Consider the following 23,640-nt stretch of genomic DNA (forward strand, 5'->3'; position numbering starts at 1 on the left):
TCAGGAAGAGTAATGCTTTATATTTTATTTATGAGGAGATAGGAGATGGCAGTAAATTTAAAGGGAAGAAGTTTTCTTACACTGATGGATCTGACTCAGGGAGAAATCCGGTACCTTCTTGATCTCGCCAGAGATCTCAAGGCGAAAAAAAGAGCCGGGATTCAAAACGAAATACTAAAGGGGAAAAATATTGTACTGCTTTTTGAAAAGACCTCTACAAGGACGCGATGCGCCTTTGAGGTCGCCTGTCTTGATGAGGGAGCCCATGTTACCTTTTTGGATTCAGGCAGTTCCCAGATGGGAAAAAAGGAGTCTCTGGAGGACACCGCCAAGGTACTAGGAAGATTTTATGACGGAATCGAGTACAGGGGATATGAGCAAAAGGTGGTTGAGGAATTGGCGAAGTTCTCTGGCGTTCCGGTATGGAACGGGCTAACGGACGCGGATCATCCAACACAGATATTGGCGGACCTGCTTACGATGGAAGAGCATCTTTCTAAGCCTTTGAAACAATGCAAAGTTGTATTTTGCGGAGATATCAGAAATAACATGTCTTATGCCTGGATGTATGGCTGTGCTAAAATGGGGATTCATTTCACCGCTTACGGGCCTGCAGAGCTTGAACCGGATCAGCAAATTGTTGCCATGGCCAAAGCCGTTGCGGCTGAAACAGGTGGCACAATTGAGGTGTCGGATTCGCCGATTTGTCTGAAAGACGCGGATGTAATCTATACCGACGTTTGGGCGTCTATGGGGGAAGAAGCGCAGATTCCTGAGCGGGTCAGACTGCTAACGCCATTTAAGGTGACCATGGACCTCATGAATGCAACGGAAAATCCTGATGTACTCTTCTTGCACTGTCTGCCTGCCTTCCATGATTTTGAAACCAAAATGGCAAGAGATTGGAAGGAAAAGGGGTATGACATCAGGGAAGTAACGGACGAAGTATTCCGCAGCAGGCATTCTGTCGTCTTTGATGAGGCGGAGAATAGAATGCATACCATAAAGGCAGTCATAGCCGCCACCATCGCATAGGATATTGCTGCGCAACAGACCATCCTTAAAGGAATCTGTCATAATTCGATAGGAATCTCCCTGATGATTCATAGATCGAGGGAATCGATTTGAAAGGAGAACGTGATATGGTACAGGGCATAAACGTTTATTCGGAGATTGGGAAGCTGAACCGGGTGTTGCTGCATCGTCTTGGACGAGAAATAGAGGGCTTGGTGCCGGACAATTTTGAAAGACTCCTCTTTGATGAAATCCCATATTTAGAGGTTGCCCAGAAGGAGCATGACTGCTTTGCTAATGTGCTAAGGGAAAACAAAGTAGAAGTTCTTTACTTTGCGGATGAGGTAATCCTGGCGCTTGAGAATGCACAGGTTAGAAGGAAATTTATCAAAGAGTTTTTAAATGACAGTGATGTTTTTTCTTTACATGCGCTGGAGGCAATGGAACAGTACTTGATGGATATGCCTGTGAAAGAGATGGTTGAATCAATCATCGCCGGCATTAAAAAAGAGGATGTCCATTTTAAAAAAACCAATTCCCTGGCTGATTATATCAATGAGGAATATCCATACTACACAGACCCCATGCCTAACCTGTACTTTACCAGAGATCCGGGAGCATGTATCGGAAACGGCGTCAGCATCCATTGTATGAAAACCAAAGCCAGAAAAAGAGAAGCATTGATGCTGAAGTACATCTACCTTTACAACAAGAGCTTTATGCCCGAGGGAACGGAACGTTGGTACGATTACGAAGGTATGAGCCCCATCGAGGGCGGAGATATTCTCGTACTTTCGCCTCAGATTGTTGCTGTTGGACTAAGTCAGAGAACCTCTGCAGATGCGATTGAAATTTTGGCCGAGCGGCTTCTGAATCACAACAACAGTTTTCGTAAAATCCTAGTATTTGAAATACCGAAATGCAGAGCTTTCATGCATCTAGATACGGTGTTTACGATGGTGGATTACGATAAATTCACCATCCACCCAGAAATTGAAGGCCCCTTACACATCTACGAAGTAACACTGGATAAGGAAAGAAAGCCAGTATTCAAGAGCAGTAAAAATGAACTGGAAACCATCTTAAAAAGAGAACTGAAGCTCCCTGCGGTACAGATGATACGGTGCGGAGGGTCGGATAAGATCGCAGCGCAAAGAGAACAATGGAGTGATGCATCCAATACCTTAGCCATCGCACCAGGAACCGTAATTACCTATGACAGAAATCACGTAACAAACGATCTTCTCGATCGGTACGGTGTTACGGTCATGACCATACCAAGTTCAGAACTTTCCAGAGGGAGGGGAGGTCCAAGATGCATGAGTATGCCGATTCATCGAGATTGAGTCAGCAGTATTGCATGTTCGTTTATGGCAGCAGATCCCAAATAAAGTTATATAATTAATAAGGAGGAGAATTGAAATGTGCAAAGGCAAGATCGTTATTGCCCTAGGGGGAAATGCTCTTCAGGCTTTTGGTTCCCCCCCAACCGCAGAGTGCCAGCTCGAGGTAGTTCGGAAAACAAGCGATTATATCGCACAAATCGTTGCCAGTGATTATGAAATTGCCTTGGTTCACGGAAACGGCCCTCAGGTCGGAAGAATCCTGCTGGCTTCTGAAACCGCGAAAGAAGTGGTGCCGCCGTTGCCCTTTGATGTCTGTGGTGCAATGAGCCAAGGCTATATCGGGTATCACTTACAACAGGGGATGCACGAAGCCCTTGTTAAGGTAAAGAAAGGTCATATTCCGGTGATTACTGTAGTAACACAGATGTTGGTGGACTATGATGATCCTGCTTTCCAGGAGCCAACAAAACCGATCGGTCCCTTTTACAGTGAAGAGGAAGCGCAGAAGCTCTCTGCTGATAAAAAATACGTGATGAAAGAAGACTCTGGAAGGGGCTGGCGCCGCGTTGTGCCCTCACCCATTCCGAAGCGAATTGTGGAGATCGATACCATTAGAAGGCTTTGGGATTCCACCATCGTCGTCTTCGCTGGAGGAGGGGGAATTCCTGTTGTTGAGCATGAAGATGGTTCCTATGAAGGTGTTGCCGCAGTCATTGATAAAGATTATGCTGCGGAGCTGCTGGCAGAGGAAATTGGCGTCGATACGCTGCTGATCCTAACCGAGGTTGAAAAGGTTTCGATCAATTACAAAAAACCGGATCAAAGGGATCTGGATGAGATGACTGTAAGGGAAGCGAAGCAATATGTTGAAGAAGGTCATTTTGCACCGGGGAGCATGCTTCCTAAGGTGCAGGCAGCGATGAAATTTGTGGAATCCGGTACGGGAAAAACGGCTATTATTACCTCACTATATAAAGCAGTGGACGCTTTGGATGGAAAGACGGGCACTCGAATCGTTGGCTAACCCATGAATGATTGTAAGAGGAGCCTGATTCATAGTCGGGCAGCAGACGGTAGAAGGACAAGAAAAAGGAGGTTAACTCCTCTTAGCATACAGAAAAGTTGCTGATCACACTGATCGGATAAAAAAGAGCTTGCAGCATCGAATCGGATGATTGCAGGCTCTTCTTTTGATGAAATGGATTGTTAGTTTTTCGCTGCTCGATTAAATTAATTCCGGCAGGTTCAATCGACGGAATCCAGCCGCTTCATGATCAGCACCTTTATAATGGCAGCAATGGGAACAGCAAGTATCATTCCGATGATTCCGGCATAGTATCCGCCTACAGTAACTGAAATGAGTATGAATAAGGGATGGAGGCCGGTACTGGATCCAACAACTCTGGGATACAAAAAATTTGCATCGATCTGCTGGATGATGACCAGAACAAGGATTGCCAGTAATCCCTGGCTTACGCCTCCGGTCATGAAGCCGATCATGGCAGCAGGAACGGTACTGATAATTGGACCGAAATATGGGATGATATTGCAAAGACCTGCAAAACAACCGATAAAGACTGCAAAATCAAGGCCGATGAGGGACAAGCCGATGGAAGACAAAATTGCGATGAAGAGTGCATCCAGAAGCTGGCCTCTTAAAAACTGAGAAACAACCTGATTGATATCGGATAACGTCTCCGTTACAACTGCATTCGCCTTCATGGGCAGTATCAGATGCAGCAGTTTACGCCAGAGCCGAAGGAAAAACTCCTTATCCTTCAGAAGATAAATGCTGACAACGATTCCCAGCACAGTATTGAGAATACTCCCGCTAATATTGGTGATAAAGCGGAAGACTGCTGCTGTGCTGAAGTTTTTGGAGACCCAAGAGATTGCTTGGTTAGCGAATTCTTGAATTCTTTCTTCTATGCCGGTATTATTGGGGATTGCGTCAATCCAACTTTTAAAAGAAGACTCGTATTTCATAAAGTAATTTACAATACTGTCTAACATATTCTGAAGACTTGTAAACACAAGATCTCCCACAATTAAAAAAGCGAACGCATAAATAATGACGCAAATTATGAGAAAGATAAGCAGGAAGGTAATCAGTATACTGATGGTCCGTTGAAGCCCAAGACGTTTCTCCAGCTTGATGGGATCGCTGGGCAGATTAATAAAGAGTTTTGAAATCAGCTTCTTATTAATAAACTCAACCAGCGGACTAAGTAAATATGCGAGGATCAAGCCGGTGATCAAAGGTGCGAATGCAGTAAGTACGCTGCCTAGCATATTGGAAATGCCAGTAATGACCATATTAAAGTTCTTGATAAAAAAATACAGTACATACAGTAGTGCAGATGTAAACACTACGTACATGCAGAACTTAATATATTTCCAATCAGATAACATTTCTTTGAATTTTGACATTCCTGTACCTTCCTTTTGCAAGCTCTGCTTACCGTGCTTTAACGATTTATATGCTGCAAGCTTGGGATGAATAAGATAAATTCCAAGGCTGTTATTGTTGATTTCTAATGCCTGTTGATAGTATTATATAACAAGACAAAAGTTATAAGCAAATTAATTTTGGAAGGTAAAGCGTTGACACTATGGAAGGCAGGGAGAAATGTACATTGATAAAATTGCTTCAATCTCACAAAAAATGGGTTTGCTGTTGGTAATGTTGCATAGATTGAACCATTTTCAAAAGGATTGCCGCATCGCCATAGGAAGCGTCTTGGAACAAAATCGATAGCATCCAAAAATAGGGGCTTAGAAAAATGGGGATTTATCGCTTTAGAATTTACGTTGACCACCAGTAAATAGAAAATAACTCCAAAGAAATCCCAAGACTTGTTTATAATTTCACAATATATTATTTATTTTATTTTTTTAATGAAAAACTGTTTGACTCAAAGGGAAAATAGCATTAGAGTAATATAGAAAACACTTATGTTTTTTGTCAAATTAATAAAAACATTTACTGGAAATCGTTAAGAATATATTAACTTAACAAAAAAGGTGACAGAAAAGTAACAAGGACAGCATAATTATCACTGTGTGCAATGCACAGAGCAGCAGGAATCACAAATCATCGGTTCTAGTTGTGGTGAATTTACAAAGCATGCGTTACGAAATAAGATGGGTTAATTGAATACTTTTAGATGCTAGGTTAATAATTCTTATGTTTGATAGATTTGTTAAGGAGGGTTACACTATGGCAAAAAGAAAAACAAAAACGATGGATGGGAATACAGCAGCAGCACATGTATCATATGCATTTACTGATGTTGCAGCAATATACCCTATCACACCATCCTCAACTATGGCTGAGGTAGTAGATGAGTGGGCAGCTTACGGAAGAAAAAATATCTTCGGACAAGAGGTCAAGGTTGTAGAGATGCAGTCAGAAGCCGGAGCAGCTGGAGCAGTACACGGCTCATTAGCAGCAGGCGCTTTGACTACAACATACACAGCATCTCAGGGACTGCTTCTCATGATCCCGAACATGTACAAGATCGCCGGTGAACTGCTGCCAGGCGTATTTCATGTAAGCGCAAGGACGCTGGCAGGACATGCACTCAATATCTTTGGAGACCATTCAGACGTAATGTCAGCGAGACAGACCGGTTTCGCACTTCTCGCATCAAGTTCCGTTCAGGAAGTAATGGACCTTGGCGGTATCGCACATCTTGCATCCATTAAATCAAGAATTCCTTTCATGCATTTCTTTGACGGATTCAGAACATCCCACGAAGTACAGAAAATAGAGATAATTGAAGATGAAGAATTCAAGAGCCTTGTTGACATGGAAGCGGTACAGAGATTCAGAGAGAATGCCCTTAATCCGGAGCATCCTGTAACAAGAGGTACTGCACAGAATCCTGATATCTTCTTCCAGGCAAGAGAAGCTGCAAACAAGTTCTATAATGCAGTTCCGGAAATTGTTGCAGGCTACATGAAGAAAATCAGCGATCTGACAGGAAGAGATTATCACCTGTTTGACTATGTTGGTGATCCCGAAGCAGAACAGATTATTATTGCAATGGGTTCTGTCTGTGAAACCATCGAAGAGACCATGAACCTGCTGTTAAAGCAGGGAAGAAAAGTTGGTCTTGTAAAGGTTAGATTATATCGTCCGTTCTCACCAGAAGCCATCAAGGCTGTCATTCCTAAGACAGTTAAGAAAATTGCTGTTTTGGACAGAACAAAAGAACCGGGTGCTATCGGGGATCCGCTCTATATGGACGTCAGAACCATGTACTACAATGAGAAGGATGCTCCTGAAATCTATGGAGGAAGATACGGTCTTGGTTCCAAGGATACCGTTCCCGGACAGATCGTTGCAGTATATGACAACCTGGATCAGGCTGAGCCAAAGAACCAGTTTACCATTGGTATTGTTGATGACGTAACATTCACTTCTCTGTCAACTGTAGAAGGAATTACCACTGAGCCGGAAGGAACAATCCGTTGTAAGTTCTGGGGTCTGGGTTCCGACGGTACAGTAGGAGCTAACAAGAACGCCATAAAGATCATCGGTGATGAAACAGATCTTTATGCGCAGGGATACTTTGCATATGACTCCAAGAAGTCAGGCGGAGTAACCATCTCCCACCTGAGATTCGGAAAGAGCAAGATCCAATCCACGTATCTTGTTAACGAAGCAGATTTCGTTGCATGCCACAATCAGGCATACGTTAACCAGTACAACTTACTGAAGGGCCTGAAAAAGGGCGGAACCTTTGTTCTCAACTGCAACTGGAGCGATGCAGAGCTTTCACAGCATCTGCCTGCTTCAATGAAAAGATATATTGCAAAGAATGATATCAATTTCTATAGCATCGATGCTACCGAGATTGCAAGTGAAATCGGACTTGGAAACAGAATTAACATGGTCATGCAGGCTGCCTTCTTCAAACTGGCAAACGTAATTCCGGTAGAAGATGCAGTGAAATACCTGAAGGAAGCTGTTGAACACTCCTATGGTAAGAAGGGCGAAAAGATCGTCAGCATGAACAATGCAGCTATTGACAGAGGTATCACCGATATCAAGAAGGTTGAAGTTCCTGCAGATTGGGCTGACGCTAAGGATGATGCAAACACAAAGCTTGAAGTTCCTGAATTTATCGAAGAGGTTCTCATTCCAATGACGAGACAGGAAGGCGATGATCTGCCTGTAAGCGCATTCTCCGGAAGAGAAGATGGAACCTTCCCAGCAGGAACCTCCGCATATGAAAAGAGAGGCGTTGCAGTTCAGCTGCCACTTTGGAAACACGAAAACTGTATCCAGTGTAATCAGTGCTCCTTCGTATGTCCGCATGCTTCCATTCGTCCGGTTCTCGTAAATGAAGAGGAAAAAGCAAATGCTCCCGAAGGATTTGAAACACTGAAAGCGATTGGAAAAGGTCTGGAAGGACTTGAATACAGAATACAACTTTCCCCACTGGATTGTATGGGCTGCGGAAACTGCGCAGATATTTGCCCTGCAAAACAGAAGGCACTGGTAATGCTGCCGTTTGCTGAAGTTGCCGACGCAGAAACAGACAAGTGGAACTACTTTACAAAACTTCCTGTAAGAGATAAGCTTCTTTCAAAGGAAAGTGTAAAAGGAAGCCAGTTTGCAAAACCATATATTGAATTCTCAGGAGCCTGCGCAGGCTGCGGAGAAACACCATATATCAAGCTCATCACACAGCTTTACGGCGACAGAATGATGATTGCTAATGCAACAGGTTGTTCCTCCATCTGGGGAGCATCCGCACCGTCCACTCCTTACTGTGCAGACGAAAATGGAAGAGGACCTTCATGGGCAAACTCACTGTTCGAAGACAATGCAGAGTACGGCTTCGGTATGTTCATCGCAACAAAGCAGATGAGAGAAAAGCTTGAAGATTGCGCAAATGCACTGCTGGCTCTCAATATTCCTGCAGATCTTAAAGCTGCGCTTGAAGGATGGCTAGCGTCAAAGGATGACGGAAATGAATCCAGAGTTGCCAGCGATAAACTGCTGGAAGCAATCAATGCTTTAAAGACTGACGATAAGGAAATTGCAGAACTCGTAAAAGATATTGATGATAGAAAAGACTTCCTGGTCAAAAAATCCGTATGGGCACTGGGCGGCGACGGCTGGGCTTATGACATCGGTTATGGCGGTCTGGATCACGTTCTTGCTTCCGGCGAAAATGTGAACATCCTCGTATTTGATACAGAAGTATACTCCAATACCGGAGGACAGTCTTCCAAATCTACTCCAGTTGCAGCAATTGCTAAGTTTGCGGCATCCGGAAAGAGAATTAAGAAGAAGGATCTGGGTATGATGGCTATGTCCTACGGCTATGTATATGTAGCCCAGGTAGGAATGGGTGCTGACAAGAATCAGTTCATGAAGGCAGTCATCGAGGCAGAAAAGTATGACGGACCTTCCATCATCATCGCTTATGCTCCTTGTATCAACCACGGAATTAAGAAGGGCATGGGCAAAGCTCAGGAGAACATCAAGGATGCTGTCGATGCAGGTTACTGGCACTTGTACAGATTCAATCCGGAGCTCAAGAAGGAAGGAAAGAATCCGTTTACGCTGGATTCCAAAGCACCTACTACAAACTTCAGAGACTTTATCCTTGGTCAGGTTAGATACTCTTCCCTGGCACAGGAATTCCCAGAGGTTGCTGACAAGCTATTTGAGATGTCTGAAGAAAATGCAAAAGATCGTTATGAGAGCTACAAGAGACTGGCGGATCATCAATAATCTAAACTGAATAGAACAATAAACATCCATTACAAGCACCCCTTGCCCAATCTGGGCAAGGGGTCTTCTTTCTTCTGACTATGCAAAGATAAATTTCCGAATGTATAAGAATAAAAAAATGATATATAATAGGTATGAACACTGTTTAGACTGGAAAATAGCGGTGTTAAAAATGAATTCGGGCTACTTTATGCAATTACTCTTATAATTAGATAAAAAGTTACAAAAAGAGGTTGACAATGCTTGCCGTGTTTGTTAAGATTATCATTACTGTCAAGTGCTTCAGTAAATTCTGAGATCTTGACATTCATAGTGAAAGCCGACGGAAATTACAAATCCTAGATTTGTGAACAGCCAGTCTAGATTCTGTCAGAGGTATTGAATCCTAAAGCAGAATGGTAAAAAAAGATGAAAAAAGTCACAAAAATGAGTTGACAGAAACAAGCATCTTTGATACTATGAATAAGCACCTTTCGAGACGAGCTTAACGCTCTGAAAGAAAGGCGCAGCCCTCAAAAGACGGACAGTCGAGCTTCGAAAGGAGCCGAAAAAAAGTTAAAAAAGAGGGTTGACAAAGAAGCGTAGATGCGATATGATATAAAAGTTCGCTAAACGCGGATGCTTCGAAAGAAGCGATGAACCTTGACAACTCCATAGTGCAGAAATTTAGTCAAAGAGATCTTAGCTGATCTCGGAAAACTAAAGTACAAATACAATCAGCAATGATTGGTAAGACAAATTCAAACTTGTTTGAAGGAGTCAACGTACAATTCTTTGAAAAAAAACAATAATTCTGAGATTCGTATGCCATATGAAAATATGCAAATGAAAATTAGAACAAAGCGAAACGCAAACGCGTTTTACTGAGCAAGATTTAACTGCTTGAGTAATCAAGTATTAAATACCATTTATTAAGAGTTTGATCCTGGCTCAGGATGAACGCTGGCGGCGTGCCTAACACATGCAAGTCGAGCGGTATATACTTAAATGAAACTTCGGTCGAGTGAGAGTATAGAGAGCGGCGGACGGGTGAGTAACGCGTAGGCAACCTGCCCCATACAGAGGGATAGCCTCGGGAAACCGGGATTAAAACCTCATAACGCGAGGGAGTCACATGGCTTCTTCGCCAAAGATTTATCGGTATGGGATGGGCCTGCGTCTGATTAGCTAGTTGGTGGGGTAACGGCCTACCAAGGCAACGATCAGTAGCCGACCTGAGAGGGTAATCGGCCACATTGGAACTGAGACACGGTCCAAACTCCTACGGGAGGCAGCAGTGGGGAATATTGCACAATGGGCGAAAGCCTGATGCAGCAACGCCGCGTGAGCGATGAAGGCCTTTGGGTCGTAAAGCTCTGTCCTTGGGGAAGAATAAATGACGGTACCCTTGAGGAAGCCCCGGCTAACTACGTGCCAGCAGCCGCGGTAATACGTAGGGGGCAAGCGTTATCCGGAATTATTGGGCGTAAAGAGTGCGTAGGTGGTTTTGTAAGCGCGGGGTGAAAGGCAATGGCTCAACCATTGTAAGCCTTGCGAACTGCAAGACTTGAGTGCAGGAGAGGAAAGTGGAATTCCTAGTGTAGCGGTGAAATGCGTAGATATTAGGAGGAACACCAGTGGCGAAGGCGACTTTCTGGACTGTAACTGACACTGAGGCACGAAAGCGTGGGGAGCAAACAGGATTAGATACCCTGGTAGTCCACGCCGTAAACGATGAGCACTAGGTGTCGGGGCCGCAAGGTTTCGGTGCCGCAGTTAACGCATTAAGTGCTCCGCCTGGGGAGTACGCACGCAAGTGTGAAACTCAAAGGAATTGACGGGGACCCGCACAAGCAGCGGAGCATGTGGTTTAATTCGAAGCAACGCGAAGAACCTTACCAGGACTTGACATCCCTCTGACAGTCCCTTAACCGGGATCTCTCGGAGCAGAGGAGACAGGTGGTGCATGGTTGTCGTCAGCTCGTGTCGTGAGATGTTGGGTTAAGTCCCGCAACGAGCGCAACCCTTGTCATTAGTTGCCAGCAGTTCGGCTGGGCACTCTAGTGAGACTGCCGGGGATAACTCGGAGGAAGGTGGGGATGACGTCAAATCATCATGCCCCTTATGTTCTGGGCTACACACGTGCTACAATGGCTGGTACAAAGAGAAGCGAGACGGTGACGTGGAGCAAATCTCAAAAACCAGTCCCAGTTCGGATTGTAGGCTGCAACTCGCCTACATGAAGTCGGAGTTGCTAGTAATCGCGAATCAGAATGTCGCGGTGAATGCGTTCCCGGGTCTTGTACACACCGCCCGTCACACCATGGAAGTTGGGGGCGCCCGAAGTCGGTCAGTTAATAGGCTGCCTAAGGCGAAATCAATGACTGGGGTGAAGTCGTAACAAGGTAGCCGTATCGGAAGGTGCGGCTGGATCACCTCCTTTCTAAGGAGACTTAAATTTCTGCACTATGAGTTTAATAAATTGGCGTGTATGCGCCGGAAGAATTTCGCAGAGCAAGGCGCAGCGAGTGAGTGCGATGGGCACGTATTAATATACGTAAGCAAGCACGAAGGAACCTGCAACGAAGCAATGCGGAATTTTAACAAGCATGGGGAATTAGCTCAGCTGGGAGAGCACCTGCCTTGCACGCAGGGGGTCAAGAGTTCGATCCTCTTATTCTCCACCATGAATCTTTTTAGAAGATTCTTTTTTAACGGGGAAAAAGCCGCTGATGCTGTAGATTCCCAAAACAACACAGAACTCCAATGATCTTCACAGGGGATCAGGAAGAGCAATGTACCTTGAAAACTGAACAATGCAAAATATATTTCGAATTAACAACGAAATCGAGGTTGTGTAGAAATACACAGCAAAAGTTAAAAACTAAGTAAAGTCTTTTCTAGATCTTAACGGATCGAAAGAGACTGTAAAGGGTTTTAACTACAATTTCAATAATTTGAACCGAGAAACCAGAAAAATTACTGAGTTAATTAACAAAGTAAACCAACGCTGTCTAACGCAGACAGCAAATCACTTTTGGTCAAGTGAATAAGAGCATAAGGTGAATGCCTTGGCACTAGGAGCCGAAGAAGGACGTGGCAAGCTGCGATAAGCTGCGGGCAGGAGCAAACATCCGTCAATCCGCAGATTTCCGAATGAGGAAACTCACTTGTGGTAATGCGCAAGTACCCTGTACTGAATTCATAGGTACAGAGGAGGTAACCCGGGGAACTGAAACATCTAAGTACCCGGAGGAAGAGAAAGAAACATCGATTCCCTAAGTAGCGGCGAGCGAACGGGGAAGAGCCCAAACCGGATTTATCCGGGGTTGTGGACCACTCATAACGTGAAGCGTTCATAGTCGAAGCGAACTGGAAAGTTCGGCCGTAGAGGGTAAAAGCCCCGTAGGCGAAATGGACTAATCATAGAGTGGCACCAGAGTACCACCAGGCACGTGAAACCTGGTGGGAAGCAGGGGGGCCCACCCCCCAAGGCTAAATACTACCTAGTGACCGATAGAGAATAGTACCGTGAGGGAAAGGTGAAAAGAACCCCGGGAGGGGAGTGAAATAGAACCTGAAACCTTATGCTTACAAGCAAAGGGAGCGCAAGTGACCTTGTACTTTTTGTAGAACGGGCCAACGAGTTATGGTATGTAGCAAGGTTAAGGTGCTGGAGCACCGGAGCCGAAGCGAAAGCGAGTCTGAATAGGGCGTCAAGTTGCATGCTGTAGACCCGAAACCGGGTGACCTATCCATGTGCAGGTTGAAGTATCCGTAAAAGGATATGGAGGACCGAACTCATGTCTGTTGAAAAGGCTGGGATGACGTGTGGATAGCGGTGAAATTCCAATCGAACCCGGATATAGCTGGTTCTCCTCGAAATAGCTTTAGGGCTAGCCTCAGTCAAAGATACTCGGAGGTAGAGCACTGAATGTTCTAGGGGCCTTCACCGGTTACCGAAAACTATCAAACTCCGAATGCCGAGATATTGTTTACTGGGAGTCAGACTGTGTGAGATAAGTTTCATAGTCGAAAGGGAAACAGCCCAGACCAACAGCTAAGGTCCCAAAATGTAAGTTAAGTGGAAAAGGATGTGGAGCTGCATAGACAACTAGGATGTTGGCTTAGAAGCAGCCACTCATTTAAAGAGTGCGTAATAGCTCACTAGTCGAGTGGCTCTGCGCCGAAGATAAACGGGGCTAAAACTTACTACCGAAGCTTTGGAATGATTCTAACGAATCATTGGTAGAGGAGCATCGTATGCGGGTAGAAGCTGTATCGTAAGGTATGGTGGACTGCATACGAGAGAGAATGTTGGCATGAGTAGCGTAAGGCAGGTGAGAATCCTGCCCACCGAAAATCTAAGGTTTCCTGAGGAAGGTTCGTCCACTCAGGGTAAGTCGGGACCTAAGCCGAGGACGAAGGTCGTAGGCGATGGACAACTGGTTGAGATTCCAGTACCACCGAAAATCGTTTGAGCGATGTGGGGACACAGAAGGATAAGCTGAGCGCGCCGTTGGTTGAGCGCGTCTAAGCGTCAAGGGAGATCTGGTAGGCAAATCCGCCGGATCAATTCTGAGGCGTTATGGGAGGGAAATTAAAGTACCGAAGCAGCTGATTTCACACTGTCGAGAAAAGCCGCTAGCGAGATCGTAGGTGCCCGTACCGCAAACCGACACAGGTAGATGAGGAGAGAATCCTAAGGTGAGCGAGAGAACTATTGTTAAGGAACTCGGCAAAATAACCCCGTAACTTCGGGAGGGTGCCAGCGCAAGCTGGCCGCAGTGAAAAGGCCCAGGCGACTGTTTACCAAAACACAGGTCTCTGCTAAAGCGAAAGCTGATGTATAGGCTGACGCCTGCCCGGTGCTGGAAGGTTAAGGGGACTGCTTAGAGCAATCGAAGGCATGAACTTAAGCCCCAGTAAACGGCGGCCGTAACTATAACGGTCCTAAGGTAGCGAAATTCCTTGTCGGGTAAGTTCCGACCCGCACGAAAGGCGTAACGATCTGGGCACTGTCTCAACAATAGACTCGGTGAAATTGTAGTACCGGTAAAGATGCCGGTTACCCGCAGGACGGAAAGACCCCGTGGAGCTTTACTGTAGCTTGATATTGGATTTCGGCGTTGCATGTACAGGATAGGTGGGAGACTATGAAACCAGGACGCCAGTTTTGGTGGAGTCACCGTTGGGATACCACTCTTGTAACGTTGAAATTCTAACTGTGCGCTGTTATCCAGCGTCAGGACAGTGTCAGGTGGGCAGTTTGACTGGGGCGGTCGCCTCCTAAAGAGTAACGGAGGCGCCCAAAGGTTCCCTCAGCGCGGTCGGAAATCGCGCGAAGAGTGTAAAGGCAGAAGGGAGCTTGACTGCGAGACATACAGGTCGAGCAGGGACGAAAGTCGGGCTTAGTGATCCGGTGGTTCCGAGTGGAAGGGCCATCGCTCAACGGATAAAAGCTACCCCGGGGATAACAGGCTTATACCCCCCAAGAGTCCACATCGACGGGGGTGTTTGGCACCTCGATGTCGGCTCGTCTCATCCTGGGGCTGAAGTAGGTCCCAAGGGTTGGGCTGTTCGCCCATTAAAGAGGTACGCGAGCTGGGTTCAGAACGTCGTGAGACAGTTCGGTCCCTATCCGCTGTGGGCGTTGGAAATTTGAGTGGAGCTGTCCTTAGTACGAGAGGACCGGGATGGACATACCTCTGGTGCACCAGTTGTTCTGCCAAGAGCACGGCTGGGTAGCTATGTATGGACGGGATAAGCGCTGAAAGCATCTAAGTGCGAAGCCCCCCACAAGAATAGATTTCCTCCAGAAATGGTAAGACCCGTGAGAGACTATCACGTTGATAGGTCGGAGGTGTAAGTGCAGCAATGCATTCAGCTGACCGATACTAATAGGTCGAACGCTTGACCATTGATTTCAAGGTAAAATATTTTGACATTGTTCAGTTTTGAGGGTACAACAACTATCTTGAAAATGTACTTTCAAAAATCGTGAATACGATTCAAACTTGTGAAAACCTTTTACTTAATGCATGCAGTGAGTAAAAGGATAAACAAGAAGATCTGGTGACAATAGCGAAGAGGTCACACCTGTTCCCATCTCGAACACAGTAGTTAAGCTCTTCAGCGCTGATGATACTTGGCGGGCAGCTGCCTGGGAAAGTAGGACGTCGCCGGTTTTTAGAAAAAAGACATTCCATTCGGAGTGTCTTTTTTCTATGTCTTGAGATTCTACATACTACTTTCCTAAGTAACTTGCTGACCGCCAAGTGGCGGGGCAGGTGCGTATTTTACGCAGCTTTAGCTGCAGTGTAAAACAGGACAGCGAACGAAAGAACGGAAAAAACGACGTGGGAGTTTCCGTTCATGAGTCGGAGTGGAGAACGGAGTTCGACACGTTGCCTGGGAAAGTAGGACGTTGCCGGTTTTGCAAAAAAAGAAGTTACTTAGGTAGCTTCTTTTTTTAATGCAAAACGGGACAGCATGCGAGCGAAGCGAGTCGGAGAGAGGCACGTAGTGCTGAACGTTGCCGGTTTTACAAAAAAGCACATTGCAAAATGCAGTGTGCTTTTTTAATGTAAAACGGGACAGCAGGGAGAGAACGGATCAAATGGACAAAAGGTAGATCCGTTCTCGAGTCGGAGAGAGGCACGTAGTGCTGAACGTTGCCGGTTTTTCCCGGCTTCAGCTACTGTGCAAACAGAACATCAGGGAGCAGTGGATCAGAGCTAAGAGATGAGATCCTTAGGTGAGTCGGAGTGAAGGGCATTGTCCGCAGACTCGTATAGAAGTGAATGCGACTTTACTCGAGATTTAACTCAAATGATATTATAGCTTGATCGTTTACAAATGACATTGTCACCAGAAAAAAGAAATAGAAATAAGGCGTCAATAACATTCGAAAATGTCACTCCTAGATTGAGTTAATTATCGGGCGAAAATGTCACCCCCAACTAACCCAACCAGGAAAGAATATAAAAATGTCTGTGCCGCTTTACTAAGAGAGATATCTTCGAGCATAGAGAAGATATCACGGTCGGTTTCCCCAAAGAACTTAGGACCAGTGAGAATCATGCAGCGTGCATTGGGAGGAATTATTCCAGAATAAGCACCTTCTTCTACCTTGAAGCTTTTTTAGAGGAGGAGAAGACTCTTTCTGCATCGACTGTCCGATCTTCCTTAACGCAGAGGATATAGTCGATTCATTCCATCAGAAGGTTTGTGGAACATGGAATCAGCGAGGCTCAGCTCAACTGCAAATTCGATTCTTACTCTAGCTTGTGGAGAGCGGGCAGAGAAAAGTTCGGCAGAGAGTTCTCTGAGAAATCTTCCGAATTGAGTATCGTTCACCGTGATCGACGGATCAATAATTCGTGCTTTGTTGGGGGACTGAAATATGGTAAGCCTGTCAGCATAAAGACTCAAGGAATTCCATACTTCTAAATGGTCCTTCTGAGCATTTAGAAGTATCCGTGAGGACACTCATTCTTGCACATGTAAAGAGCGTTAATCTTGCGGGTAGAATCATCAATAGCCCCCATGTATGGAATACTATTCTCCATCTCCTTTAACAAGCATAAGGAGTAGCATTGACTTGGTAGCAGCAGACTTGCTTGGGGATGTCGCTTTCGCTTTCGATGTGGCTTGAACCTGAGTCGCTTCTTAGGTGACTTGATATCAGCCTTAGTAAGAATACTATACAGAGTCGAATAGGAGACTTCGATCCCGCGATGTTCAGAAAGATATCCAGCCTATTCAGTTGTCCGAGTCAAACTTATCAAATCATGTTTCATAAAGTAATTCAACAACAGGGGTGACATTTTCGCTCGATAGTTTACATACTGACATTATCGTAAGATAACAACAAAAGAAATAGAAATAGGGTTGACAGCAGAGAGTATCTTTGATAGTATAACCAAGCACCTTTCAGACAGGACACGAACCTTAAGAAGGGGCCAACCCCGAACTGAAATTTATACTTAAAAATAAGTTGAAATAATTATCGGACAAGGGTTGACAGTGATACATAACTTTGGTAGTATAACCAAGCACCTTTCAAACAGGACAAAAACCTTAAGAAGGGGACAATCCAAAACCATGAATTATTACTTCTAAATAAGTTAAATTAATTTGAGAAATTGGGTTGACAGTAACACATAACTTTGGTAGTATAACCAAGCGCCTTTCAGACAGGATACGAACCTTAAGAAGGGGCCGACCCCGAACCATAAATTATGGCTTCAAAAGAAGTTAGAAATTATTTATAAAAAGGGTTGACAGCAATGCATAACTTTGGTAGTATAACCAAGCGCCTCACAGACAGGACAAGAACCTGCTGAAGGGGTAGCCCTCAAAAGACGGACAGTCGAGCTTCGAAAGGAGCCGAAAAAAAGTTAAAAAAGAGGGTTGACAAAGAAGCGTAGATGCGATATGATATAAAAGTTCGCTAAACGCGGATGCTTCGAAAGAAGCGATGAACCTTGACAACTCCATAGTGCAGAAATTTAGTCAAAGAGATCTTAGCTGATCTCGGAAAACTAAAGTACAAATACAATCAGCAATGATTGGTAAGACAAATTCAAACTTGTTTGAAGGAGTCAACGTACAATTCTTTGAAAAAAAACAATAATTCTGAGATTCGTATGCCATATGAAAATATGCAAATGAAAATTAGAACAAAGCGAAACGCAAACGCGTTTTACTGAGCAAGATTTAACTGCTTGAGTAATCAAGTATTAAATACCATTTATTAAGAGTTTGATCCTGGCTCAGGATGAACGCTGGCGGCGTGCCTAACACATGCAAGTCGAGCGGTATATACTTAAATGAAACTTCGGTCGAGTGAGAGTATAGAGAGCGGCGGACGGGTGAGTAACGCGTAGGCAACCTGCCCCATACAGAGGGATAGCCTCGGGAAACCGGGATTAAAACCTCATAACGCGAGGGAGTCACATGGCTTCTTCGCCAAAGATTTATCGGTATGGGATGGGCCTGCGTCTGATTAGCTAGTTGGTGGGGTAACGGCCTACCAAGGCAACGATCAGTAGCCGACCTGAGAGGGTAATCGGCCACATTGGAACTGAGACACGGTCCAAACTCCTACGGGAGGCAGCAGTGGGGAATATTGCACAATGGGCGAAAGCCTGATGCAGCAACGCCGCGTGAGCGATGAAGGCCTTTGGGTCGTAAAGCTCTGTCCTTGGGGAAGAATAAATGACGGTACCCTTGAGGAAGCCCCGGCTAACTACGTGCCAGCAGCCGCGGTAATACGTAGGGGGCAAGCGTTATCCGGAATTATTGGGCGTAAAGAGTGCGTAGGTGGTTTTGTAAGCGCGGGGTGAAAGGCAATGGCTCAACCATTGTAAGCCTTGCGAACTGCAAGACTTGAGTGCAGGAGAGGAAAGTGGAATTCCTAGTGTAGCGGTGAAATGCGTAGATATTAGGAGGAACACCAGTGGCGAAGGCGACTTTCTGGACTGTAACTGACACTGAGGCACGAAAGCGTGGGGAGCAAACAGGATTAGATACCCTGGTAGTCCACGCCGTAAACGATGAGCACTAGGTGTCGGGGCCGCAAGGTTTCGGTGCCGCAGTTAACGCATTAAGTGCTCCGCCTGGGGAGTACGCACGCAAGTGTGAAACTCAAAGGAATTGACGGGGACCCGCACAAGCAGCGGAGCATGTGGTTTAATTCGAAGCAACGCGAAGAACCTTACCAGGACTTGACATCCCTCTGACAGTCCCTTAACCGGGATCTCTCTTCGGAGCAGAGGAGACAGGTGGTGCATGGTTGTCGTCAGCTCGTGTCGTGAGATGTTGGGTTAAGTCCCGCAACGAGCGCAACCCTTGTCATTAGTTGCCAGCAGTTCGGCTGGGCACTCTAGTGAGACTGCCGGGGATAACTCGGAGGAAGGTGGGGATGACGTCAAATCATCATGCCCCTTATGTTCTGGGCTACACACGTGCTACAATGGCTGGTACAAAGAGAAGCGAGACGGTGACGTGGAGCAAATCTCAAAAACCAGTCCCAGTTCGGATTGTAGGCTGCAACTCGCCTACATGAAGTCGGAGTTGCTAGTAATCGCGAATCAGAATGTCGCGGTGAATGCGTTCCCGGGTCTTGTACACACCGCCCGTCACACCATGGAAGTTGGGGGCGCCCGAAGTCGGTCAGTTAATAGGCTGCCTAAGGCGAAATCAATGACTGGGGTGAAGTCGTAACAAGGTAGCCGTATCGGAAGGTGCGGCTGGATCACCTCCTTTCTAAGGAGACTTAAATTTCTGCACTATGAGTTATATACATTTTACTCCAATGATCTTCACAGGGGATCAGGAAGAGCAATGTACCTTGAAAACTGAACAATGCAAAATATATTTCGAATTAACAACGAAATCGAGGTTGTGTAGAAATACACAGCAAAAGTTAAAAACTAAGTAAAGTCTTTTCTAGATCTTAACGGATCGAAAGAGACTGTAAAGGGTTTTAACTACAATTTCAATAATTTGAACCGAGAAACCAGAAAAAATTACTGAGTTAATTAACAAAGTAAACCAACGCTGTCTAACGCAGACAGCAAATCACTTTTGGTCAAGTGAATAAGAGCATAAGGTGAATGCCTTGGCACTAGGAGCCGAAGAAGGACGTGGCAAGCTGCGATAAGCTGCGGGCAGGAGCAAACATCCGTCAATCCGCAGATTTCCGAATGAGGAAACTCACTTGTGGTAATGCGCAAGTACCCTGTACTGAATTCATAGGTACAGAGGAGGTAACCCGGGGAACTGAAACATCTAAGTACCCGGAGGAAGAGAAAGAAACATCGATTCCCTAAGTAGCGGCGAGCGAACGGGAAGAGCCCAAACCGGATTTATCCGGGGTTGTGGACCACTCATAACGTGAAGCGTTCATAGTCGAAGCGAACTGGAAAGTTCGGCCGTAGAGGGTAAAAGCCCCGTAGGCGAAATGGACTAATCATAGAGTGGCACCAGAGTACCACCAGGCACGTGAAACCTGGTGGGAAGCAGGGGGGCCCACCCCCCAAGGCTAAATACTACCTAGTGACCGATAGAGAATAGTACCGTGAGGGAAAGGTGAAAAGAACCCCGGGAGGGGAGTGAAATAGAACCTGAAACCTTATGCTTACAAGCAAAGGGAGCGCAAGTGACCTTGTACTTTTTGTAGAACGGGCCAACGAGTTATGGTATGTAGCAAGGTTAAGGTGCTGGAGCACCGGAGCCGAAGCGAAAGCGAGTCTGAATAGGGCGTCAAGTTGCATGCTGTAGACCCGAAACCGGGTGACCTATCCATGTGCAGGTTGAAGTATCCGTAAAAGGATATGGAGGACCGAACTCATGTCTGTTGAAAAAGGCTGGGATGACGTGTGGATAGCGGTGAAATTCCAATCGAACCCGGATATAGCTGGTTCTCCTCGAAATAGCTTTAGGGCTAGCCTCAGTCAAAGATACTCGGAGGTAGAGCACTGAATGTTCTAGGGGCCTTCACCGGTTACCGAAAACTATCAAACTCCGAATGCCGAGATATTGTTTACTGGGAGTCAGACTGTGTGAGATAAGTTTCATAGTCGAAAGGGAAACAGCCCAGACCAACAGCTAAGGTCCCAAAATGTAAGTTAAGTGGAAAAGGATGTGGAGCTGCATAGACAACTAGGATGTTGGCTTAGAAGCAGCCACTCATTTAAAGAGTGCGTAATAGCTCACTAGTCGAGTGGCTCTGCGCCGAAGATAAACGGGGCTAAAACTTACTACCGAAGCTTTGGAATGATTCTAACGAATCATTGGTAGAGGAGCATCGTATGCGGGTAGAAGCTGTATCGTAAGGTATGGTGGACTGCATACGAGAGAGAATGTTGGCATGAGTAGCGTAAGGCAGGTGAGAATCCTGCCCACCGAAAATCTAAGGTTTCCTGAGGAAGGTTCGTCCACTCAGGGTAAGTCGGGACCTAAGCCGAGGACGAAGGTCGTAGGCGATGGACAACTGGTTGAGATTCCAGTACCACCGAAAATCGTTTGAGCGATGTGGGGACACAGAAGGATAAGCTGAGCGCGCCGTTGGTTGAGCGCGTCTAAGCGTCAAGGGAGATCTGGTAGGCAAATCCGCCGGATCAATTCTGAGGCGTTATGGGGAGGGAAATTAAAGTACCGAAGCAGCTGATTTCACACTGTCGAGAAAAGCCGCTAGCGAGATCGTAGGTGCCCGTACCGCAAACCGACACAGGTAGATGAGGAGAGAATCCTAAGGTGAGCGAGAGAACTATTGTTAAGGAACTCGGCAAAATAACCCCGTAACTTCGGGAGAAGGGGTGCCAGCGCAAGCTGGCCGCAGTGAAAAGGCCCAGGCGACTGTTTACCAAAAACACAGGTCTCTGCTAAAGCGAAAGCTGATGTATAGGGGCTGACGCCTGCCCGGTGCTGGAAGGTTAAGGGGACTGCTTAGAGCAATCGAAGGCATGAACTTAAGCCCCAGTAAACGGCGGCCGTAACTATAACGGTCCTAAGGTAGCGAAATTCCTTGTCGGGTAAGTTCCGACCCGCACGAAAGGCGTAACGATCTGGGCACTGTCTCAACAATAGACTCGGTGAAATTGTAGTACCGGTAAAGATGCCGGTTACCCGCAGCAGGACGGAAAGACCCCGTGGAGCTTTACTGTAGCTTGATATTGGATTTCGGCGTTGCATGTACAGGATAGGTGGGAGACTATGAAACCAGGACGCCAGTTTTGGTGGAGTCACCGTTGGGATACCACTCTTGTAACGTTGAAATTCTAACTGTGCGCTGTTATCCAGCGTCAGGACAGTGTCAGGTGGGCAGTTTGACTGGGGCGGTCGCCTCCTAAAGAGTAACGGAGGCGCCCAAAGGTTCCCTCAGCGCGGTCGGAAATCGCGCGAAGAGTGTAAAGGCAGAAGGGAGCTTGACTGCGAGACATACAGGTCGAGCAGGGACGAAAGTCGGGCTTAGTGATCCGGTGGTTCCGAGTGGAAGGGCCATCGCTCAACGGATAAAAGCTACCCCGGGGATAACAGGCTTATACCCCCCAAGAGTCCACATCGACGGGGGTGTTTGGCACCTCGATGTCGGCTCGTCTCATCCTGGGGCTGAAGTAGGTCCCAAGGGTTGGGCTGTTCGCCCATTAAAGAGGTACGCGAGCTGGGTTCAGAACGTCGTGAGACAGTTCGGTCCCTATCCGCTGTGGGCGTTGGAAATTTGAGTGGAGCTGTCCTTAGTACGAGAGGACCGGGATGGACATACCTCTGGTGCACCAGTTGTTCTGCCAAGAGCACGGCTGGGTAGCTATGTATGGACGGGATAAGCGCTGAAAGCATCTAAGTGCGAAGCCCCCCACAAGAATAGATTTCCTCCAGAAATGGTAAGACCCGTGAGAGACTATCACGTTGATAGGTCGGAGGTGTAAGTGCAGCAATGCATTCAGCTGACCGATACTAATAGGTCGAACGCTTGACCATTGATTTCAAGGTAAAATATTTTGACATTGTTCGGTTTTGAGGGTACATGATACCTTCAATATCCGGTGACTATAGCGAAGAGGTCACACCTGTTCCCATCTCGAACACAGTAGTTAAGCTCTTCAGCGCTGATGATACTTGGCGGGCAGCTGCCTGGGAAAGTAGGACGTCGCCGGTTTTTAGAAAAAAGACATTCCATTCGGAGTGTCTTTTTTCTATGTCTTGAGATTCAACATACTACTTTCCTAAGTAACTTGCTGACCGCCAATGGGCGGAGCAGGTGCCTGTTTTACGTGGCTTTAGCCGCAGTGTAAAACAGGACAGCGAACGAAAGAACGGAAAAAACGACGTGGGAGTTTCCGTTCATGAGTCGGAGTGGAGAACGGAGTTCGACACGTTGCCTGGGAAAGTAGGACGTCGCCGGTTTTGCAAAAAAAGAAGTTACTTAGGTAGCTTCTTTTTTTAATGCAAAACGGGACAGCATGCGAGCGAAGCGAGTCGGAGAGAGGCACGTAGTGCTGAACGTTGCCGGTTTTACAAAAAAGCACATTGCAAAATGCAGTGTGCTTTTTTAATGCAAAACGGGACAGCAGGGAGGGAACGGATCAAATGGACAAAAGGTAGATCCGTTCTCGAGTCGGAGAGAGGCGCGTAGTGCTGAACGTTGCCGGTTTTTAGAAAAAAGACATTCCATTAGGGGTGTCTTTTTTCTATGTCTTGATGACGATCTGCTTTCCGAAGTAATCTGCAGCCCGTCAATTGGCGGAGCAGGTGCCTGTTTTACGCGACTTTAGTCGCAGTGAAAAACCGGACAGCAGGGAGAGAAACGGATCGAAACGACCAAGATTAACGTAGAAACAAAATAGTGTACTTGTAGAAAATGGTTAACTTAAGAAAAAACAGTTGACATAGTTACGTAATTGCTTTAATCTATTAACAAAGTAAATCAATTAACACTGTTTAGTCAATTTGAGTGGAGAAGAAAAACGGCAAAAAATGAGAGGTGCAAGTGATATTTAAAGCAGCTATTTTGGCCGCTTGTTTTCGTTTAAAGGAGGA

6 protein-coding genes, 1 tRNA gene and 6 rRNA genes are annotated in these 23,640 nt (G+C 46.1%); 11 read left to right on the forward strand and 2 right to left on the reverse strand.

Annotation, left to right across the window (positions count from 1 at the left end; genetic code table 11):
• Positions 1 to 45: 45 nt before the first annotated feature.
• From argF to arcC, 3 genes are all read left to right on the forward strand, one after another.
• Entirely contained in the window at positions 46 to 1,035 is a 990-nt protein-coding gene (argF, locus tag FRZ06_20390) for an ornithine carbamoyltransferase (protein QOX65553.1), read from the forward strand.
• Between the two features lie 107 nt (positions 1,036 to 1,142).
• Complete coding sequence (gene arcA / locus FRZ06_20395; GenBank protein QOX65554.1) at positions 1,143 to 2,360, forward strand: arginine deiminase; 1,218 nt, start codon at positions 1,143 to 1,145, stop codon at positions 2,358 to 2,360.
• A 76-nt stretch (positions 2,361 to 2,436) separates the two neighbouring features.
• Entirely contained in the window at positions 2,437 to 3,384 is a 948-nt protein-coding gene (gene arcC, locus FRZ06_20400) for a carbamate kinase (GenBank protein QOX65555.1), read from the forward strand.
• Between the two features lie 221 nt (positions 3,385 to 3,605).
• Here arcC and FRZ06_20405 read toward each other — a convergent pair whose 3' ends face one another.
• Complete coding sequence (locus FRZ06_20405) at positions 3,606 to 4,790, reverse strand: AI-2E family transporter (GenBank protein QOX65556.1); 1,185 nt, start codon at positions 4,788 to 4,790, stop codon at positions 3,606 to 3,608.
• Positions 4,791 to 5,580: 790 nt separating this feature from the next.
• Between FRZ06_20405 and nifJ the strand changes: the two genes are divergently transcribed.
• From nifJ to rrf (FRZ06_20430), 5 genes are all read left to right on the forward strand, one after another.
• On the forward strand, positions 5,581 to 9,114 hold the full coding sequence (gene nifJ, locus FRZ06_20410) for a pyruvate:ferredoxin (flavodoxin) oxidoreductase (protein ID QOX65557.1): 3,534 nt from the start codon (positions 5,581 to 5,583) through the stop codon (positions 9,112 to 9,114).
• 908 nt (positions 9,115 to 10,022) lie between these two features.
• Positions 10,023 to 11,543, forward strand: a 16S ribosomal RNA gene (locus FRZ06_20415).
• A gap of 161 nt (positions 11,544 to 11,704) precedes the next feature.
• Positions 11,705 to 11,780, forward strand: a tRNA-Ala gene (locus tag FRZ06_20420).
• Between the two features lie 349 nt (positions 11,781 to 12,129).
• Positions 12,130 to 15,015 (forward strand): 23S ribosomal RNA (locus FRZ06_20425).
• A gap of 149 nt (positions 15,016 to 15,164) precedes the next feature.
• Positions 15,165 to 15,281: ribosomal RNA gene (gene rrf, locus FRZ06_20430) — 5S ribosomal RNA — on the forward strand.
• The 16S, 23S and 5S rRNA genes sit together here with 1 tRNA gene alongside, the layout of an rRNA operon.
• 1,000 nt (positions 15,282 to 16,281) lie before the next feature.
• On the opposite strand, the gene FRZ06_20435 is transcribed toward rrf (FRZ06_20430), so the two are convergent.
• Complete coding sequence (locus tag FRZ06_20435; GenBank protein ID QOX65558.1) at positions 16,282 to 16,527, reverse strand: hypothetical protein; 246 nt, start codon at positions 16,525 to 16,527, stop codon at positions 16,282 to 16,284.
• A gap of 1,321 nt (positions 16,528 to 17,848) precedes the next feature.
• On the opposite strand from FRZ06_20435, the gene FRZ06_20440 reads away from it, so the two are divergent.
• The 3 genes from FRZ06_20440 to rrf (FRZ06_20450) all read left to right on the forward strand — a co-directional run bounded on the left by FRZ06_20440 (position 17,849) and on the right by rrf (FRZ06_20450) (position 22,759).
• Positions 17,849 to 19,372 (forward strand): 16S ribosomal RNA (locus FRZ06_20440).
• Positions 19,373 to 19,685: 313 nt separating this feature from the next.
• Positions 19,686 to 22,582, forward strand: a 23S ribosomal RNA gene (locus tag FRZ06_20445).
• A gap of 60 nt (positions 22,583 to 22,642) precedes the next feature.
• Positions 22,643 to 22,759: ribosomal RNA gene (gene rrf, locus FRZ06_20450) — 5S ribosomal RNA — on the forward strand.
• The last annotated feature ends 881 nt before the right edge of the window (positions 22,760 to 23,640 follow it).

The organism is Clostridiales bacterium, from assembly GCA_015243575.1.
Classification (GTDB): Bacteria; Bacillota; Clostridia; order Peptostreptococcales; family Anaerovoracaceae; genus Anoxybacterium; species Anoxybacterium hadale.

Bases quoted from the DNA above. Each gene is read 5' to 3' on its own strand.
- arcC (QOX65555.1), top strand. From the start codon at position 2,437: ATGTGCAAAGGCAAGATCGTTATTGCCCTAGGGGGAAATGCTCTTCAG.
- nifJ (QOX65557.1), top strand. From the start codon at position 5,581: ATGGCAAAAAGAAAAACAAAAACGATGGATGGGAATACAGCAGCAGCA.
- FRZ06_20405 (QOX65556.1), bottom strand. From the start codon at position 4,790: ATGTCAAAATTCAAAGAAATGTTATCTGATTGGAAATATATTAAGTTC.
- argF (QOX65553.1), top strand. From the start codon at position 46: ATGGCAGTAAATTTAAAGGGAAGAAGTTTTCTTACACTGATGGATCTG.
- arcA (QOX65554.1), top strand. From the start codon at position 1,143: ATGGTACAGGGCATAAACGTTTATTCGGAGATTGGGAAGCTGAACCGG.